Below are 19636 nucleotides of genomic sequence, written 5' to 3' on the forward strand. Positions count from 1 at the left end.
TTATTCAGAAACTTTGCTTTTTACAACTAATCTGAAACCTTCTCCGTGAATGTTAAGAATCTCAACATCTTCATCAGATTTAAGGTATTTTCTAAGTTTAGCGATGTAAACATCCATACTTCTTGAAGTAAAGTAGTTGTCATCTCTCCAGATTTTAGTCAAAGCTAATTCTCTTGGCATTAAGTCATTTTCATGAAGAATTAACATTTTAAGCAATTCATTCTCTTTTGGAGACAATTTGATTGGCTCTTCATCCTGGAAAGTCAAGAATCTAAGTTTTGAGTTTAAGTGGAATTTACCAATATTAAATTCAAATTGTACTTGTTCTGCTTTTGTATCAGCTGATTTTCTCTGAATAATCGCTTTGATTTTCATCAATAAAACTTCTGAATCAAAAGGTTTATTTAAATAATCGTCAGCACCAGCTTTGTATCCTTTTAACACATCTTCTTTCATAGATTTTGCTGTCAAGAAGATAATTGGCACTTCGCTGTTCTTTTCTCTAATTTCTTTTGCTAAAGTATACCCATCTTTATAAGGCATCATTACATCAAGAATACATAAATCGTAAACGTCTTTCTTGAATTTCTCGAAACCTTCCATACCGTTTTTAGCTAAAGTAACTTCAAAGTCATTTAACATTAGATAATCTTTAAGAACCGCCCCAAAATTTAGGTCATCTTCTACTAAAAGTATTCTTTTGTTAGTATTTTCCATATTTTAATTTATTAATGGTATTTTTATAATAAAGGTGCTACCTTTTCCTTTTTCGCTTTCAACATATACTTGACCATTATGGTCCTCTACAATTCTTTTTACGTACGCAAGACCTAAGCCGTGCCCTTTTACATTATGAAGGTCTCCAGTATGTTCTCTATAGAACTTCTCAAACACTCGTTTTTGAGCTATCTTACTCATTCCCAAACCATGATCTCTTACTTTTATCAAAATCATGTCTTTTACATTTTCTGTAAAAATTTCAATTTCAGGAGTATCAGGTGAATATTTTATGGCATTCTCTAAAATATTAACCAGAACGTTTGTAAAATGAACTTCATTGATCAAACAAGTCGTTCTTGCTGCGTTATAATGTTTTACTACTGTACCTTTTCTATCTTCTAAAATCAAATTTACATGCTCAATTGCATCGTCAATTACATCAGTTACAACAGTTGGTTCTTTAGTGATATCAAGTTCACGTTTTTCTAGTTTAGAAATACGTAAAACGTTTTCAACTTGGGCGTGCATTCTTTTATTTTCATCCCTAATCATTTGAAGATATCTGTAGACTTTGTCTTTATCTTCAATAATTTTAGGATTTCTAATTGCATCAAGAGCTAAATTTATTGTCGCAATTGGAGTTTTAAACTCGTGCGTCATATTATTTATAAAATCTGTTTTGATTTCAGAAATATGTTTCTGACGCAATAATTGATTCAAGGCACTCGTGTATGCAACTATTATAATTAATGTAAAAACTATAGATAAAATAGTAATACTTAATAATTCTGATAGTAAAAATTTCTTTTTATGAGGAAATGTCACTGACAATTCATATCTGCTATTTCCTTCATTATCAGTATATATCGGAATATTATAAGTTGCCTCTTTATCGTAGTGAAATCCATCCGATTTAATTTTGGTTGGAACACCACTGCTATAAATTCCAAATTCAAATTTGGTTTTAACTCCGTATTCTTGTAATTCTTTCTTTAAAAGCTTAGAAAGTTTATCTTTAGTAATTCTACCTTCAATTGGAGTTAAGGACGCAATATCTTTATACTGAATTTGCTGCTGAACTTTATTTAAAATATCTAAACTTCCTGATTTTTCAATTGTAAGGTCTGGTATTATACTTTGACCTAAATTGTTATTATCAATTCCGTTATTGTTATTATAAACTTCGGTTACTCTTTTAGAGCTGAAATTCTTAAATCGCTCACTGCTGAATTTTTTATTAAAAAACGATCCGCTTATATCGTAATCTTCAGAAGTCAGTGTATTAGAATAAACAATTGTTTTATTTGTTTTTGCATTTCTCTGCACATAAAACACTTGAAGTAAGTCCTCTTTTTTGGGAATTTTACCTGTGCTGTCTTTTATGCGGTTGTATTTATCGTAAAAACTGTATTCTTCTTGCTGTTCAAGCTTGTCTGCTACATTTCCGATAACTTGGGTAACGTGGTATTTAAACTGCTCTTCGTTATTTTTAAATGAAGAGTTAAACCAAAATACCTGCACTAGAATTATCCCTATCAAGGACAAACTCATCAGTAAAACAAGTATTCTAAAAAATAATTTATTCATCGAAACAAAATTAATATTTTAACAATATACTAAATAATACATTAACCAAATATTAACATTTAAGACTGTTTTTGTTTTATTTTCAAAATTTTAAGAATTTCAACTACTTCTTCTTTAGCAATTTTAAGATTACTGTTATTAATTACAAAATTGCTTAAAGAAATTCGTTTTTTATCATCCCACTGCATTTTCATTCTGCTTAAAACGTGTTCGCGTGTGGTATTATCACGCTTCATCACTCTTTCAATTCTTACTTCTTCTGGCGCAGTAACGGTAACTATATAATCAAATTCTTTGTATTTTCCGCTTTCAAATAAAATGGCAGCTTCGTAAACTACAAATGCTTCATTTTTATTTTGAGACAGCCAATGTTGAAAATCCTTTTTTACTGCAGGATGTACAATCGAATTTAAAACTGTTAATTTATCTGCATCATTAAAAACAATATCAGCTAATTTTGCCCGGTTTAAAACATTATTTTCAAAGAGCAATTCTCCAAAAGCATTTTTTATTGCAGCAATAATTTCTGCTGACTGCATTATCTTTTTAGCTTCATCATCTGCGATGTAAACAGGAATTCCCATTTCCTTAAAAAAAGCAGTGATTGTTGTTTTACCGCTTCCTATTCCGCCGGTCAAGCCGATAATTTTTGTCATATTATATCTTAAAAAACATACGAGGAAAAGCTTCTTGTGGTTTCTTCTTTAATAAAATAACTTTTACAAAAGATTCCAAAAATCCAGTTCCGTAACCGTAAAATTGTTTCCAAACAGCAATAACCGATAAATACCCAATTTTGATACTTTTATTTTGAATACTTGCTGTAAGAAAAATAATAACGAAATATACAAAATATAATTGTAATAAAATATCAATATTGAAAATTAATAGTAAAAAAGCTATCAATAAACCTACGATAAATACGGTTGGAAAGAAGAAAGTAAGCTTATTATGTTCTGGATACCAACTGTTTAATATTGGTCTTGCGATACCGAATTTTTTTACCTGAATGGAGAATTTTTCCCAGTCAATCCTACGTTTGTGGTACACAAAAGCCTCAGAAAACAGTCTGGTTTCAAATCCTAAGTTCCATAAACGGATCGATAAGTCGGGATCTTCGCCGGGATGAATGTTTCCAAAGCCTTTTGAAGCTTCAAAAGCTTTCTTGGAAATTCCCATATTAAAGCTTCTTGGCTGAAACTTATTAATTTTTTCAGAACCGCCGCGAATCCCCCCTGTAGTAAGAAAAGAGGTCATGGCAAAATTGATTGCTTTTTGAATGTTCGAAAAGCTTTTCAAGGCTTTATCCGGCCCGCCAAAACAGTCCACATATTTTTCATCTAAAGCTTTACGAACTTCCGTTAAATAATTAGGCGGAATGATACAATCTGAATCAAAAATGATAAAATAATCCCCTCTCGCCTTTTGCATTCCAAAATTTCTGGAGTCGCCGGGACCAGAATTTGGTTTAAAATAATATGAGATATTCAATTTCCCATCATAGTTCATTACAACATCTTTACAAGGAATCGATGATCCGTCTTCAATTAGAACAATTTCAAAAGGTTCATTGTAATCAGATTTTGTAAGACTTTCTAAAAGTTCATCAACTTCGTCCGGACGATTATACACGGGTATAATTAAAGAAAAAATCATAGCGGGAATGCGGTTTTAAGTGGAATATTTTAAAAATTTAAAATTTCAGCAAAGATAGGTTATATTCATAAAAAAACCACCAACTTTTGGTTGATGGTTTTTACCGTAAGATTTATGTTTTTATTTGATACTGTCAATATTAACTACTTCATTAGCTTCTGCTTTGTAGTCAACTCCGTCAAATTCAAATCCAAATAAATTTAAGAAATCATTTCTGTAACCTGCTAAGTCTCCAATAGCCGGTAAAGTTTCTGTTGTAGCTTCTTTCCAAAGTTCAGCCACTTTTGCCTGAACATCGTCGCGCATTTCCCAGTCATCAATTCTAATTCTTCCTTTTTCATCAACAGGAACTTCAGAGCCGTTGTATAATCTATCCTGGAATAAACGCTGAATCTGCTCGATACATCCTTCGTGAATACCTTCTTCTTTCATTATTTTATACAAAAGAGAAATATATAGCGGAATAACCGGAATTGCAGAACTTGCTTGTGTTACTAATGCTTTGTTAACAGAAACATAAGCTTTTCCGCCAATAGATTTTAAGTTATCTGTAATAGTGAAAGCAGTAGCTTCTAAATGATCTTTTGCACGACCAATTGTTCCTTTACGGTAAACTGCTTCTGTTAATGCTGGCCCAATATAAGAATAAGCTACTGTTGCAGCACCTTCTGCCAATAAATTTTCATTTTTTAAAGCATCGATCCACATTGCCCAGTCTTCACCTCCCATTACAGCAACTGTGTTTTCAATATCTTCCTCGTTTGCAGGAGCGATTGAAACCTCAGTTACGTTTCCTGTATGAAAATCAACTGTTTTGTTTGTAAATGTCTGTCCAATTGGTTTTAAAACTGAACGGTGTGTAACTCCTGTATTAGGATTTGTACGCACTGGAGAAGCTAAACTGTAAATTACAAGATCTACTTGTCCTAAATCAGCTTTTATTAAATCTAAAGTTTCTCTTTTTATTTCGTTTGAAAAAGCATCTCCGTTGATACTTTTTGCATATAGACCTGCTTTATGAGCTTCTGCTTCAAAAGCCGCAGAGTTATACCATCCTGGTGAAGCCGTTTTTCCTTCAACCGGTGGTTTTTCGAAAAATACTCCAATTGTAGCAGCATCAGATCCAAAAGCACTTGTGATTCTTGAAGCTAATCCGAAACCTGTTGAAGCACCAATAACTAATACTTTTTTTGCTCCGGCAATTGCACCTTTTGATTTGATATATTCAATTTGATTTTTAACGTTTTGCTCAGCTCCCTTTGGGTGGGCAGTCAAACAAATAAATCCTCTCATTCTAGGTTCTATAATCATACTCTTTTTATTTACTCATAAATTAATCATTATCAAGATAAATGACAACTTATGCCTGTTTTGTTTAATTATTTTTCGATGACAAATATAAAGTATTTCTTTAGTTCAACAAGGCTTTAGCGTGATTTAAAGCCGAATCTGAAACGACTGCTCCTGATAACATTTGAGCAATTTCTATAACTCTTTCGTCCTGAGACAGTAACTTTAATTCTGACTGTGTATGATCGCCTACTGTTGCTTTAGAAACTTTGAAGTGCGAATCTCCTTTTGCTGCAATCTGCGGTAAATGTGTGATCGCAAAAATCTGCATTTTGGCACTCATTTCTTTCATAATCTCACCCATTCTAATGGCAATTTCTCCCGAAACTCCGGTGTCAATTTCATCAAAAATTAAGGTTGGTAATTTTGAATACTGCGCTAAAATTGCTTTTACTGCCAGCATAATACGTGACATTTCCCCGCCTGAAGCTACTTTTTTCAATAAGCCAAAATCAGTCCCTTTATTGGCAGAAAATAAGAACTGTAATTCGTCTTTTCCATTTTGAAAATAGGTTTCTGATGGTAAAAGTTCCATATTAAAACGAACATTTGGCATTCCTAATGTTTCTAAAATCGATATTAACTGATTTGATAAAACCGGAATTGCATTTATTCTGTTTTGATGAATTGTTGTCGCAAAAGCATCTAATTCAGTTGCTTTTTGTTCAATTGATTTAGATAAGGTTTCGATTTCTTCTTCGATATTATCTAATTCTAAAAGTGTATTTCCTAAATCTGCCTGAATTTGAAGTAATTCGTCAACAGAATTAACGTGATGCTTCTTTTGCAAATTAAAAATTAACTGCAGTTTTTGACTTACTAATTCTAATTGCTCAGGATCGTTCAATAATTTTTCAGAAGCGTTTTGTAATTCTTTTGAAACATCATCAAATTCAATTGAAATACTGGTGATTCGTTCAAAAAAGTTTTGATATTCTGCTGAAAAAGGCGCAATCTTTTGCAGTGCGTTTTTAATTTCATTAAGATTATGAAATACTCCAAACTGCTCTTCGTTTGCAATTACAAGCGATTTATCAATTGATTCTTTTATAATTTCGACGTTATTCAGTTTTTCAAAATCAGCTTCTAATTCTGCCTGTTCTCCAGATTTTAATTTAGCCGAAACCAATTCATTTAATAAAAAAGTATTGTACTCCTGCTCTTTTCCTGAATCGCTTTGCTTTTTCAACAAAGCATTTAATTTTGATTTCTCTGATTTATAAAGTTTTAGCAGATTTTGATACGTTAAAATTGTATCAAAATTATTTGCAATAGCATCAATTATTTTGAATTGAACTGTTTCATCAGACAATTCCTGAGTTTGCTGCTGCGAATGTATGTCTATTAAAAAAAGACTCAAATCCTGTAATTCCTGAAGATTTACGGGACTGTCGTTTATAAAAGCTCTTGATTTTCCCGAAGGTAAAATTTCACGTCTAATTATGGTTTCATCCTCATAATCGAGATCATTTTCTGCAAAAAAATCTTTTAAGTTGTATTTAGAAATTTCAAAATGTGCTTCAATAACACATTTTTCTTCTTTGTTTTTTAATGAAGTTAAATCTGCTCTTTTTCCTAAAACGAGTCCAATCGCTCCTAATATAATCGATTTTCCTGCTCCTGTTTCACCAGTAATTATAGAAAAACCTTTTGAAAAATCAATAGAAAGCTTTTCAATCAGAGCATAATTTTTAATCGATAGTGAAGTTATCATAAAGGGGAATTATAAAAATAAAGTGCTACGAAGAAAGGAAAAAAAATTAAGTTTTTAAAACTTAATTTGCGACCATTTTGAATTATTTAAAGGTGAAACCCTATTCAAAATATCTGTTAAGTCTGTAACCGGAATACTTGGGCCTCCGGAAAAAATAGAAACTATCTCATCTGATTTTGCATCAAAAAATACACGCGTCAAAAATGCATTTGGCCTAACTGAGTTTACTTTTCCTATAAGCAATAAAGAAGACTTCACTTTTTCTTTTGCTCCTTTTAAATCATTACTCATGGTATCTAAACCTGTGTGATATAAAAAAGTTGTCTGACGTAAGTCAGCATACATAGGAGAAAGCATATCTGTTATTAAATAATAACGGTTTTGAAGCCCGTCTGTCTGGCTCCATCCTCTAAATCCGCCTTGCTGCGCAACGCTTGCAATGTTTTGAGCTGTTTCAAAATACTGATTTCCGGCGCCGCTTTGAAATGTATCAGCATCCATACCTAAAATTATGTAACTGTAAAAAGATACTACAGATACTAAATTTGATTCAAAAACAGTTGGATTAAACAATAATGGCTCGTACTCTGTGTATCTAAAATTAAAGTCTTTGTCGTTAAAATTCAGAACAGGCGAAGAATAAGTCGAATTGTAAATTAATCTTGAAGACTGAACCTGAATAGTTCCTGTAAACTGGTCAGAACTATACGATGACAATGTAATATACATGGAACAATTAATTCTTTCATGCTGTTTTAAAGCAGATCCAGTTCCTGTCCAGTCTGTTTTGTTTACAAACTCAGATAAAGAAGTCTGCAGCGTTTTAAAAACCTGCTGATTTGGTGTAGGAAGCCTTTCAGTATTGATAGTTACTGTACAATTTAGCTGCTGCGCCTGAGTAAAGCCAAAAATAAAAAATACGAAAAGTGTAACTATTTTGTTCATACAAATAAAATTTTATTATCAGCAAAAATAGAACAACTATTCTTACTTTTTATAAAATATTTTAAATCTTTATGATTTTAAAAAATGCGAAATCACTTTGTTTAAAATATCGACTGCTACAAATTCTTTCGATTTCAATTCCATAGGTTCGATATTAAAGTTTTTATCAATAAATGTTACTTTATTGGTTTCTTTTTTAAAACCGGCACCTTCATCCTGCAAAGAATTTAGAACTATCAAATCTAAGTTTTTTTTCTGGATTTTCAGCTTAGCATTTTCAATTTCATTTTCTGTTTCAAGGGCAAAGCCTATTAAAAACTGATTCTTTTTAATAGCTCCTAAAGAGGATAAAATGTCTTTTGTTTTCTCTAATTCAATCGAAAACTCACTTGCATTTTTCTTAATCTTTTGCAATGCAACCTCTTTTGGTTTGTAATCTGCTACCGCTGCTGCTGCGATTGCTGCATCAGAATCATCAAAATGTTTGTGACAGGCATCATACATTTCCTGCGCCGACATTATATTTATAACTTCAATCGAAGGATTTTTAGCTTTATAATGTGTTGGTCCCGAAACTAAAACAACCTGAGCACCAAGATTTGCTGCCGCATTTGCAATATCAAATCCCATTTTTCCAGAAGAATGATTTCCTATAAAACGTACAGGATCTATTGCTTCGTATGTTGGACCTGCAGTTATTAGTATTTTTTTTCCTTTAAGGGGTAATTTGCTTTCTAAATCTGCTTCAAGAAAAGCTACGATATTTTCTGGTTCAGCCATTCGGCCTTCTCCGGATAAACCGCTTGCTAATTCGCCTTTTTCAGCTGGAATAATAATGTTTCCAAATTGTTTTAAGGCATTAAAACTAGAAATTGTAGAGGGATGTTTGTACATATCCAAGTCCATTGCCGGAGCAAAATAAACAGGACATTTAGCCGATAAGTATGTAGCAATTAAAAGATTATCGCAATTTCCTGTTGCCATTTTAGACATTGTATTTGCTGTTGCAGGAGCGATCAGCATCAAATCGGCCCAAAGACCTAATTCAACGTGATTATTCCATACCGCATCTTCATTGTCGTCGTTAAAGAAACTGGAATGTACAGGATTTTTTGATAAGGTAGATAATGTAAGTGGGGTTACAAAATCCTTAGAAGCAGGTGTCATTATCACTTGGACATGTGCACCTGCTTTTATAAAAAGTCGTACTAATGAGGCTGTTTTATACGCTGCAATTCCACCGGAAACTCCCAGTAAAATCTTTTTTCCGTTTAAAACTGACATTATACTATATTATTTGTTTGAACCTCTGTGGTAAGTTTTTCCGTCTAACCATTCCTGAACAGCTAAAGCGTGTGGTTTTGGTAATTTTTCGTAAAATTTAGAAACTTCGATTTGTTCTTTATTTTCAAAAACTTCTTCAAGACTGTCATTGTAAGTAGCAAACTCTTCTAATTTCTCAGTTAATTCTTTTTTAATTTCAGAATTAATCTGGTTTGCTCTTTTAGCCATAATGGTAATTGCTTCATACACATTTCCTGTTGGCTCTTCAATAACTGTTTTATTGTAAGTTATTGTGTTAACAGGAGCATTCGTCTTTTTTAAATCCATGACTTATTTTTATTTAGTATATTTTTGTAAATCCGTTTCAACTCTGGCATTCATTTCGTCTGCCTCTTTTTTATATTTTGTATCGCTTTTAAACTTAATTAAGTTTGCATAAGCTGTTTTTGCAATATTTAAACGCTCTTCCATTTTTGAAGGAACACTGTTTATTGCTAACTTATATGCTGAATCATATTTGTAAAACAAAGCGTCTTCTTTGAAAGGAGTTCCAGGAAAATCAGCTATAAAATTATCAAAAGCTACAAGAGCTGATTTATAATCTGAAATTGTGTTGTATCCTTTAGCATTTTCGTATGCTTTTTTCTCTAATTTTCCATTCAAAACCTGCACTGTTTTATTTGCCTCAGCTATATATTCTGAATTTGGATAATTATCAATAAATGCTTGTAATTTTTCTAAAGCTTTTACCGTGTCAGCCTGATCTAAACTGTAAACCGGAGATAATTTTGAATAACTGTACGCTCCTAAATAAGCACATTCCTGTACTTTTTCGCTTCGCGGATATCCTGAAACAAAACTTTCAAACTGGTATCCTGCCAGATAGTATTGTTTTGTTTTGTAATAAGACTGTGAAAACATATAAAAAAGTTTTTCAGCCTGAGGTTTACCTCTATATGTTGGCGCTAATTGTTCAAAAAGACGAATGGCTTTATTATACTTGCCAGCTTCGTACATTTTTGTCGCCACTTCGAACTTTGCTGCAACATCTTCATTTTTTAATGCCTTTTGGTAATCACTACAAGAACAAAAAAGGGCTACAACAATTAATAGAGATACTATTTTTTTCATTTATTTACTTTTATTATGATTTTCTTAGACATTATGCCAAAGTAAAAATCACACCGAAGCTTTCGGGTGCAAATTTAGTCATTAATTTAGCGACTGCAAAATAATTTTTTAGTATCTTATAATACTAACACTTTAACAATTATTTAATGCTATTTTTTACAAACTCATTTAATCTTACTGCTAAAGCGTCATCTACAGAAACCAAAGGTAATCGCACTACATTTTCAGCAATACCAAGGGCTTGAAAGATTTGTTTTATTCCGGCAGGGTTTCCTTGTTCGAAAATCATATCAATACAATCTGCTAAAAAGTATTGTGTTTTAAACGCTTCAACGGCTTTTTTATTCAATCCTAAGCGAATCATTTCTGAAAATTCTTTTGGAAAACCTTGCCCAATTACTGAAATTACACCTGCTCCACCTGCTAAAACGATAGGTAAAGCAATCATATCATCTCCCGAAATTACCAGAAAATCTTTTGGTGCATCTTTTATAAGTTTTAATGCCTGAGCCATGTCTCCTGCTGCTTCTTTTATTGCTACGATATTTTTAAAATCATTAGCTAAACGAACAACTGTTGACGGAAGCATATTGCTTGATGTTCTTCCCGGAACGTTGTATAATATTACAGGAATTGGAGATGCTTCTGCAATTGCTTTAAAGTGCTGGTAAATTCCTTCCTGTGTTGGTTTATTATAATATGGTGAAACTGAAAGTATGGCTTCAAAAGCAGAAAAATCTCTTGTTTTTAATTCTTCAACAATCTGCATCGTGTTATTTCCTCCAACTCCAAGAACTAATGGCAGTCTTCCTTTATTAACATCAATTACGGTGCTGATAACTAACTCTTTTTCTTCTGATGTTAAGGTAGCATTTTCTGCTGTTGTTCCCATAACAACAAGATATTCAACTCCTCCGTCAATCGAAAAGTTAACGATACGCTGCAACGCTTCGATATCTACTGAAAAGTCTTTTTTAAATGGGGTTACAAGCGCAACACCAGTTCCTATTAATGATTGCATATTTTGATTTATAATTTTATTTTATACTTTTTAAATACTTAAACAATTCTGAAATGAAAAGTTTATACTCTGCCATTGTAGTGCTAATCATCCAGCGATTTAATTTATCATCGACAGAAGAAAATCCTACTTTAAATTTTGCTTTTGACTTACTTGTGATCATCATTAAAATGGGAGTTTCCTCTTCATAATAACTAATCAAAAGATCAAATTCTGTATCGATAAATTCATTTAAAAAAACTTCTGTAATCTGCCCTCTCCAATCGATATGTTTTTTACCGAAAGTTGGTCTTGAATACTCTTTTTTCTTGTCGAATTTACGTCTGTACGCAACAATTTTTATGTTTTTTGGAGCAATTCCGTTCGATTCAAGTTCTTTTATTAACTCTTTAGAATGGCGAAAATTACTCTCATCAACCAGCAAACCAATGGTTTGTATATTGCTTGTAAAAACTTCGTTTTTGATAGTTTTTAAGTTATTTTTTAATGATTTTTTTACAAAAAATTCTCTTGTATAATCTAAAAACATAGTACTTTTACGAATTACAAAATTAATTATTTAAGCCGCATTTAAAATGGTAAAACTAAAAAAGTATAACCGATTTTTAAAACTTTTTGTTATATTCTTAACACTAACTACAATATTTTCTTGCAGTCCCAAGAATTATAATTTAACGAAGATAGAAGGAAAACAGATTCCGGTTGCAGAAAATAGTGCACAAACTCCAGAAATTGAGAAATTTATTAAACCTTATCGCGATCATATTAATAAGGATTTAGACAGCGTTTTAGCCTATTGTCCTGAAACTCTTGATAAAAGTACTGGAAAATGGCAGACTTCTATTGGAAATTTATTGGCCGATGTCTGCTTAGAAAGAGGCAATAAAGTTTTTAAAACTCGTGAAAACAAAAGTATCGATATCTGCTTTTTAAATCATGGCGGTATCAGGGCAATTTTACCTAAAGGAAATGTTACAACGAGATCTGCTTTTGAAATTATGCCTTTTGAAAATAATATGGTTGTTCTCGCTTTAAAAGAGGAACAGATTTTAGAAATTACATCTTATATAATAAGAGAGAAAAAACCGCATCCTTTGTCTGGAATGACTTTTACTATTGCAAAAGACAATACGGCAAAAAATATCCTGATTAAGGGAAAACCGCTTGACGTTAATAAAACGTATTATGTTGCTACAAATGATTATTTGGCAAATGGAGGTGACAACATGAGTTTCTTTGCAAAAAATATTCAAAAATATGATTTGAATTATAAACTTAGAAATGTTTTAATTGATTATTTCAAGGAAGTTGATACGATTCCGGTTACTAAGGATATCAGAATTACAGAAGAATAAAAAAGTTTGCCACTAATTACACTAATTTACACAAATTTTAAGTGCTTAAAAAGAAAATTTAATTCGTGGAAATTCGTGAAATTCGTGGCTAAAGAAAACATCAAAATATAAAGTTCCCCGCAAAAAATATACAAAATGAAAAGAAGAGAATTTATCGAAAAAACAGCTGCAAGTACTGCCTTATTAAGTTTGGGATTATCATTGAGCAGTTTTGGCACTGACGATATAAAACACTTAACTATTCTGCATACCAACGATGTTCACAGTCATATAGATCCGTTTCCGGCTGATGATCCGCGTAACCCAAATAAAGGCGGCGTGTCTCGTCGTGCGGCGCTTATTGAAACGATTCGCAGGGAAAATCCAAATGTTCTTTTGTTAGATGCGGGTGATATCTTTCAGGGAACTCCGTATTTTAATTATTACGGGGGTGAATTGGAATTCAAACTGATGAGTATGATGAAATATGATGCATCGACTATTGGAAATCATGATTTCGACAATGGTCTTGATGGTTTGTATGCTCAAATGCCTCACGCAACTTTTGAATTTATAAATTCTAATTACGATTTTAAAAATACCGTAATGAATGGTTTGGTCAAACCGTATAAAATCTTCAATAAAAACGGAATTAAGGTTGGTGTTTTTGGTGTGGGAATTGAACTTCAGGGTTTGGTTGATAAACAACTTTATAAAGAAACTGTTTATAATGATCCTGTTGAAATTGCTCAGGATATGACACGTTTGTTAAAACAAGAAGAAAAATGCGATTTAGTAATTTGTCTTTCGCATCTTGGATATAAATATAAAGATGAGCCTTCGAAAATTTCTGATTTAAAATTTGCGGAACTTACGCAGGATATTGATTTAATTATTGGCGGACATACGCACACTTTTCTTGACAAACCTACTATTGTAAAAAACAAAACCGGAAAAGAGGTATTGGTTAATCAGGTTGGCTGTTACGGAATCAATTTAGGCCGTATCGATTTTTATTTTGATAAGGATAAAGCGCACAGCAATCAAGCGAGATCAATTATTGTATAAGGCTCTTTTATGCATTTTTATTTTTTCGAGGAAATATTCGACCATAAAGTAGTAGGCTAAAATTTGTGTTATATCACGAATCAACACTAAAACTACGGAGTGTGAAAAGTATTCGTTGAAAATGTAGAATATATCTGAAAAGATATAACTTACTGCCATTAATGACATTAAAAGGGTTATAAATGTGCCTTTTGTAATATAACTTACAAATGAGAAATAGCTTATATAACTGAGGATTATTCCGTAAATAATATAGATATAATCGAACTTTTTTGTGTTGTCAAATTTCATACTGAGTACTGAAATGAGCAGGTAAACAATAAAAATTATGACTAAGGATATTGGTAAAATATCCTTTTTTTGTAGTTTGATTTTTTCGTGTTCTACTATAAAAAGCTTCATGATTAGGGCGTAGACGACAAGAAAACTTATTACGGCTCCAATTTCTGAAACCTCAACATCCATAAGGTCGAAAACCTGGCCGATAAAGCAAAATGCAAAAATAAAGCTTTCGGTTTTCTTGATTTTGAATTCACTGCTTATTAAAAAATAAATAAAAATTGCAGGCAAAACTATTGCCTTTGCATAAATTGCAAGGAAGTCTTGTTCTGTCCAATCAAAAATAATTGTAAACAGCAGCGCCAGGAAGAATAAAATTAACGATGGTTTATTAGCCTTCATTCAGTTTAGTTATAAAATCATCTTCAGATAGTATAGGAATATTCAATTTATTTGCTTTTTCTAATTTAGCCGGTCCCATGTTATCTCCCGCCACGACAAAGTCGGTTTTTGCAGAAATTGAACTTCCTACTTTTCCACCGTTATCTTCAATTGTCTTTTTTAAATCGTCTCTCGAAAATTGGCTGAAAACTCCTGAAACAACAAAAGTTTTTCCAATAAATTTCTCGGTAGCATTTGGGTTTATTCTTTCTACGGTTTCAAATTGAACCCCATAACTTTTAAGACGTTCAATTATGATTTTATTTTCTTCGTTTTCAAAAAATTCTATTACGCTTTTGGCAATTCTTTCTCCAATTTCATCTACCAAAATTAAATCCATTAAAGAGGCCTGACTTAAAGCGTCGATATTTTTATAATGTTTAGCCAGTTTTTTGGCTACGGTTTCTCCAACAAAACGAATTCCGAGTGCAAACAGTACGCTTTCAAATGGAATTTCTTTTGATTTTTCTACTCCTTTTACCAAATTTTCGGCTGATTTTTGCGCCATTCTTTCCAGATGCAAAATATCTTCGACTTTTAATTCGTATAAATCGGCGTAATTGTGAACTAGATTATTTTTGAAAAGCAGCGCTACTGTTTCTCCACCAAGTCCTTCGATATCCATTGCTTTTCTCGAAATGTAATGCTGTACTCTTCCGATAATCTGCGGAGGACAGCCGTAAAAATTCGGGCAGTAATGATTTGCTTCTCCGGCATTTCTAACCAATTCGGTTTGACATTCCGGACAATGCGTTATGTAGTATGTTATTTCTGAATTTTCTGGACGTTTCTCTAAATCTACAGCGATAATTTTAGGGATAATCTCTCCTCCTTTTTCAACAAAAACGGTATCATTTATTCTAATATCCAGTTTTTCAATTTGGTCTGCATTGTGAAGAGAGGCTCTTTTTACAATGGTTCCCGCCAATTGAACTGGTTCCAAATTGGCCACCGGAGTAATGGCTCCTGTACGCCCAACCTGATACGATATTGATTTTAATTTGGTTGAAACCTGCTCTGATTTGAATTTGTATGCGATTGCCCAGCGTGGTGATTTTGCTGTATATCCTAATTCTTCCTGAGAGTGTATGCTGTTTACTTTGATTACAACACCATCTGTTTCATAAGGTAATTGATGACGATGTACGTCCCAATAGTCAATAAAGTCGAAAACTTCCTGCATGTTATTGACTAACTTGGCTTCGTTTGGTACTTTGAATCCCCATTTTCTGGCTGATTCTAATCCTTCGTATTGGGTTTTAAACGGAAGGTTATTTCCTGTTACAAAATAAAGTAAACATTCGAGCGGACGTTTTGCAACCTCAGCGCTATCTTGTAGTTTTAAACTTCCCGATGCTGTATTTCTTGGGTTTGAATAAGGAGTTTCTCCAATCTCGATCAATTCCTGATTCATTTTTTCGAATCCTGCATGCGGCAGAATAATTTCTCCCCGAATGTCAAATTTTTCAGGGTAATCTCCTTTTAATTTGATTGGAATTGACTTGATTGTTTTGATGTTATTGGTCACCTCATCTCCCTGAAAACCGTCACCGCGCGTTAACGCCTGAACTAGTTTTCCGTTTTCATAAGAGATACTGATTGAAGCTCCGTCGTATTTTAATTCGCAGGTATATTGCAGGTTTACATTTCCCAGTACGCGCTGAATTCTGTTTTCCCAATCGATTAAATCTTCTTTCGAATAGGAATTATCAAGAGAATACATTCTGTATTGGTGCGCAATAGTTTTGAAGTTTTTTGTTACGGCTCCGCCTACTCTTTGCGTTGGCGAATCTTCATCAAAAAATTCCGGATTTTTATTTTCTAAATCCTGAAGCTGTTTTAGTTTAATATCAAAATCGTAATCGGAAATTGTGGCGTTATCCAACACATAGTAGTTGTAATTGTGTTGATTAAGTTCGTCTCTTAAGGTTTGAATGGTTTCCTGAATACTCATAAAATACTAAAATAATGCTGATTTTGATTTGAAATAAATGAATATCAAAATTAGGATTATTTTTGTTCAAATAACATTAAACACAAAAGTTTTATAAAATCAAAAATCAGGCTGCAAAAATTTGCGGCCTGATTTTCTCCTTGTCCATTATTCTTAAAAAAGAATTTTAAAAAACCAACTTCCAAATGGTTTCTACGTTCTATATCTTAAAATCTGATTATCAATAAATTAGATCACAAATATAGTACTATTTTTGAATAATGATGAAATCGGAGCGTCTGTTTAACAAATGTTCTTCTTCAGTACATTTCACTCCATTTTTGCATTTATTGATTAATCGGGTTTCACCGTAACCAATGGCACTTTCGATTCTTGAAGCGTCAATTCCCTGCGAGATAATATAATCTCTTGTTGATTTTGCTCTGTTATCTGAAAGTTTTAAATTATAAGCATCTTTCCCTCTTGAATCTGTATGTGATTCAATTTTGATTCTGATGTTTGGAAATTTCTGCATGATGAAAACTACTTTTGTCAATTCTTCGACTGCTAAAGGTGTAATGTCGTATTTGTCGTAGTCAAAGTAAATTGGGTTAACATCTACTTTTTCAACACCTTTCTTTTTCACCACTAAATCGTCATAATTGCTAAGTTCAAAATTGATATTTGGAATTTCGCCTTCATTTTCTTTTGTAGTTTCTACGGTTTTTTCGTCGCTGCTGTAATTTGGTTTGGCAGCAATCATGTTAACCAATTTATTACATGGAACCACAATGGCATATTTTCCTTCGTAGTTTGTTTTGGTTTCACCTAAAACTTCTTTAAAAGAATTGTAAGCCATAACAGTAACATCTGATAATGGAAGTTTCGATTTTCTGTCAACGGCAATTCCCGAAATACTTTGGTTACAAACCGGTTTTCCTTTTACGAAAGAATAAATATCATCGTCGCCTTTTCCTCCTGCTCTGTTGGATGAAACATATCCGTAACTGTCTGACTTATCTACGATATAAGCAAAATCGTCTTTGTTACTGTTTATTGGAGCACCAAGATTTCTTGGTGTTGTAAAAGTTCCGTCTGATAAAAATTTGCTTTCGTAAACATCTAAATCTCCTAAGCCATAGTGTCCATCTGAAGAAAAATAAAGCATTCCGTTTCTGTAATAAGGAAAAAGATCATTACCAATTGTATTAATTTTTGGTCCCAGATTGAGCGGCGTGCTCATTGTTCCGTCATCTGAAATTTTCACCACATACAAATCGGTTTCACCAAATCCGCCCGGCATATCTGATGCGAAGAAAAGCCATTTTCCGTCATCGCTTAAAGAAGGATGCCCAACAGAATAATCATCGCTGCTAAAGAATACGTTTTGCGGATTTTCTAATTTATTATCTACAACATCTCCTTTAACAATTTGAAAATTATTGACTTTATCGCCATCAACAACTAATTTGTTTTTCTTTAAAATGTTAGTTGTATAATAAATTGTTTTTCCTGCTGCATCAAATGTAGCTGTTGCTTCATGATATTTGCTCATTACGTTTGGAATGAATAAACTTTCGTTGAAGAGACTTCCATCTGCAGGATTTCTTTCAGAAACATATAAATTCAGGAAGGGCTGATTGTTCCAGGTGTATAGTTTTTCGCTAAACTTGGTTGTATCTCTCGCCGAAGTAAAGACAATTTTTTCCTGAAAAAATGTGGTCCCAAAGTCAGATTTACCGGTATTGATATCCAGATTTTTAATTTGATACAGTGGTTTTGCTTTCGCTAAACTATCTAATTGCTTTTTCTGGGCAACATAACGGTCTATTTCCTTTTGATCTCCTTTTTTATCCAGATATTCTTTTGTTACCCTATCTGCTTCATCATAATCCATGACTGCTTTCATGGTTTGAATGTATCTTAGATAGTAAATATCCGTTAGGTTATTACCCTGTGCTTCGTATAGTTTTCTATACCATTTTAGGGCATTTCGTGCATCAGAAATAAAATAATACGAGTCTCCGGCATTTTTTAATGTTTGTGTCGACGGACTTTTAATATTCTGTAATATTTCTTCGTAAGCCTTTGATGCATCTGTATAGGAATAATTTCTAAACAAAGCATCTGCTTTCTTTAAATTAGTCTTTTGAGCAAAACTAAACGTAATGCTCAAGACTAAACTTAGGATATATAATTTTTTCATATGTTTTGTTTTTAGAAGAATCGAGGAGATTTAATTTTGCTTTGTCCTTTGTTGAATGAATAACGCAAGATGAATTCGTGTGTTCCATCGTTGTATTTATTCAATTGACTTGTGGTGTAATCAAAAGCATAACCTAGATAAAAACTAGGTGATATTTGAAAACCTGCCAGAATACTTACAGAATCATCTGTTCTGTATGATCCTCCAATAACAAATTTCTCAGCAATCATAAAATTCGCCGATACATCAGCAGTTATCGGTGCTCCGCTTACTGCTTTTACTAAAAATGCTGGTTTGAACTTTAAATTTGGGTTCAAATCAAAAACATATCCTCCCATTAAATAATAATGTAAACGATCGTAATCTATCGATTCCTGTACATCATCATAATAATTGTTTTCAATAAAACTTGGAATAGAGAATCCTAAATACCATTTTTCTGTGTAATAGTAAATTCCGGCTCCTACTGCTAGTTTCATTTGATTGTCTATATTTTGGTTTAGGAGAACATCATTATCATTGTAATATCTTCCTTTTGACCAATCTATATTTAGCATTCTCATACCTGCTTTTATACCAAATGCTAATCTTTTTTCGTACCCAAGAGGTAATGAATAAGAGAAGTTTCCGTCAAGGTATAATTCATTGGAAGGACCAATTTTGTCGTTAACTACACTCAATCCTAGACCGATTTTTTCATTTGAAAGCGGTCCGTGAATGGAAAACGATTGTGTTTCTGGTGCTCCTGAAATTCCTACCCATTGTGAACGGTGTAAAAGTGTGGCTTCGAGAGTGCCGGTAGATCCGGCATAAGCCGGATTTACCGCCATTGTATTATACATATACTGCGTATATTGAGGATCTTGTTGTGCACTGACGCAAACTGTAATAAAAGAACATATTAAAATGAAATACGTTTCTAATGGTTTTATATATAGTTTCATAACGATACTTATTTAGTTTAATT

General features: G+C 32.6%; 18 protein-coding genes. 2 read left to right on the forward strand and 16 right to left on the reverse strand.

Annotated features, from left to right (window positions below):
- From FLAPXU55_RS06095 to FLAPXU55_RS06150, 12 genes are all read right to left on the reverse strand, one after another.
- Complete coding sequence (locus tag FLAPXU55_RS06095; protein ID WP_012025443.1) at positions 1 to 717, reverse strand: response regulator transcription factor; 717 nt, start codon at positions 715 to 717, stop codon at positions 1 to 3.
- A gap of 3 nt (positions 718 to 720) precedes the next feature.
- Complete coding sequence (locus FLAPXU55_RS06100; RefSeq protein WP_053472145.1) at positions 721 to 2307, reverse strand: sensor histidine kinase; 1587 nt, start codon at positions 2305 to 2307, stop codon at positions 721 to 723.
- Between the two features lie 59 nt (positions 2308 to 2366).
- Positions 2367 to 2963, reverse strand: coding sequence for a dephospho-CoA kinase (coaE, locus tag FLAPXU55_RS06105; protein WP_180856982.1), 597 nt, complete (start codon positions 2961 to 2963; stop codon positions 2367 to 2369).
- Between the two features lies 1 nt (position 2964).
- Positions 2965 to 3963 carry a glycosyltransferase gene (locus FLAPXU55_RS06110; protein ID WP_180856983.1) on the reverse strand — a complete coding sequence of 333 codons (999 nt, stop codon included), beginning with the start codon at positions 3961 to 3963 and terminating at the stop codon, positions 2965 to 2967.
- A 120-nt stretch (positions 3964 to 4083) separates the two neighbouring features.
- Entirely contained in the window at positions 4084 to 5274 is a 1191-nt protein-coding gene (gene fabV, locus FLAPXU55_RS06115) for an enoyl-ACP reductase FabV (protein WP_053472142.1), read from the reverse strand.
- A 100-nt stretch (positions 5275 to 5374) separates the two neighbouring features.
- Positions 5375 to 7027 (reverse strand): DNA repair protein RecN, encoded by a 1653-nt coding sequence (recN, locus tag FLAPXU55_RS06120; protein WP_180856984.1) that lies wholly within the window; start codon positions 7025 to 7027, stop codon positions 5375 to 5377.
- 54 nt (positions 7028 to 7081) lie between these two features.
- Complete coding sequence (porD, locus tag FLAPXU55_RS06125) at positions 7082 to 7972, reverse strand: type IX secretion system protein PorD (protein WP_180856985.1); 891 nt, start codon at positions 7970 to 7972, stop codon at positions 7082 to 7084.
- Positions 7973 to 8041: 69 nt separating this feature from the next.
- Complete coding sequence (gene coaBC, locus FLAPXU55_RS06130) at positions 8042 to 9256, reverse strand: bifunctional phosphopantothenoylcysteine decarboxylase/phosphopantothenate--cysteine ligase CoaBC (protein WP_180856986.1); 1215 nt, start codon at positions 9254 to 9256, stop codon at positions 8042 to 8044.
- Between the two features lie 9 nt (positions 9257 to 9265).
- Positions 9266 to 9583, reverse strand: coding sequence for a DNA-directed RNA polymerase subunit omega (locus FLAPXU55_RS06135; RefSeq protein WP_007807938.1), 318 nt, complete (start codon positions 9581 to 9583; stop codon positions 9266 to 9268).
- Between the two features lie 9 nt (positions 9584 to 9592).
- Positions 9593 to 10387 (reverse strand): outer membrane protein assembly factor BamD, encoded by a 795-nt coding sequence (locus FLAPXU55_RS06140; protein ID WP_180856987.1) that lies wholly within the window; start codon positions 10385 to 10387, stop codon positions 9593 to 9595.
- Between the two features lie 139 nt (positions 10388 to 10526).
- A complete protein-coding gene (gene dapA / locus FLAPXU55_RS06145) occupies positions 10527 to 11408 on the reverse strand; it encodes a 4-hydroxy-tetrahydrodipicolinate synthase (protein WP_180856988.1) in 882 nt (293 codons plus the stop codon).
- A gap of 16 nt (positions 11409 to 11424) precedes the next feature.
- Positions 11425 to 11937, reverse strand: coding sequence for a DUF6913 domain-containing protein (locus FLAPXU55_RS06150; RefSeq protein WP_180856989.1), 513 nt, complete (start codon positions 11935 to 11937; stop codon positions 11425 to 11427).
- A gap of 46 nt (positions 11938 to 11983) precedes the next feature.
- Here FLAPXU55_RS06150 and FLAPXU55_RS06155 point away from each other — a divergent pair, with 46 nt between their 5' ends.
- Together FLAPXU55_RS06155 and FLAPXU55_RS06160 are read left to right on the forward strand one after the other, a co-directional pair.
- Positions 11984 to 12763, forward strand: a complete 780-nt coding sequence (locus FLAPXU55_RS06155; RefSeq protein ID WP_180856990.1) for a 5'-nucleotidase C-terminal domain-containing protein — start codon at positions 11984 to 11986, stop codon at positions 12761 to 12763.
- A gap of 135 nt (positions 12764 to 12898) precedes the next feature.
- Positions 12899 to 13810 (forward strand): bifunctional metallophosphatase/5'-nucleotidase, encoded by a 912-nt coding sequence (locus FLAPXU55_RS06160; RefSeq protein ID WP_180856991.1) that lies wholly within the window; start codon positions 12899 to 12901, stop codon positions 13808 to 13810.
- Here the strand turns inward: FLAPXU55_RS06160 and FLAPXU55_RS06165 are convergent.
- The 4 genes from FLAPXU55_RS06165 to FLAPXU55_RS06180 form a co-directional block, all read right to left on the reverse strand.
- On the reverse strand, positions 13796 to 14491 hold the full coding sequence (locus FLAPXU55_RS06165) for a hypothetical protein (RefSeq protein WP_180856992.1): 696 nt from the start codon (positions 14489 to 14491) through the stop codon (positions 13796 to 13798). The genes FLAPXU55_RS06160 and FLAPXU55_RS06165 overlap by 15 nt on opposite strands.
- Positions 14481 to 16484: an NAD-dependent DNA ligase LigA gene (gene ligA, locus FLAPXU55_RS06170; protein ID WP_180856993.1), complete on the reverse strand. Its 2004-nt coding sequence runs from the start codon at positions 16482 to 16484 to the stop codon at positions 14481 to 14483. Before ligA ends, FLAPXU55_RS06165 begins: the two co-directional genes overlap by 11 nt.
- 247 nt (positions 16485 to 16731) lie before the next feature.
- The gene (locus FLAPXU55_RS06175; RefSeq protein ID WP_180856994.1) at positions 16732 to 18669 is read right to left on the reverse strand and encodes an OmpA family protein; all 1938 of its coding nucleotides are present in this window, start codon (positions 18667 to 18669) and stop codon (positions 16732 to 16734) included.
- Between the two features lie 11 nt (positions 18670 to 18680).
- The gene (locus FLAPXU55_RS06180; protein ID WP_053472130.1) at positions 18681 to 19613 is read right to left on the reverse strand and encodes a PorP/SprF family type IX secretion system membrane protein; all 933 of its coding nucleotides are present in this window, start codon (positions 19611 to 19613) and stop codon (positions 18681 to 18683) included.
- Positions 19614 to 19636: the final 23 nt, after the last annotated feature.

The sequence above is a fragment of the Flavobacterium panici genome, assembly GCF_903819335.1.
Taxonomy (GTDB): domain Bacteria; phylum Bacteroidota; class Bacteroidia; order Flavobacteriales; family Flavobacteriaceae; genus Flavobacterium; species Flavobacterium panici.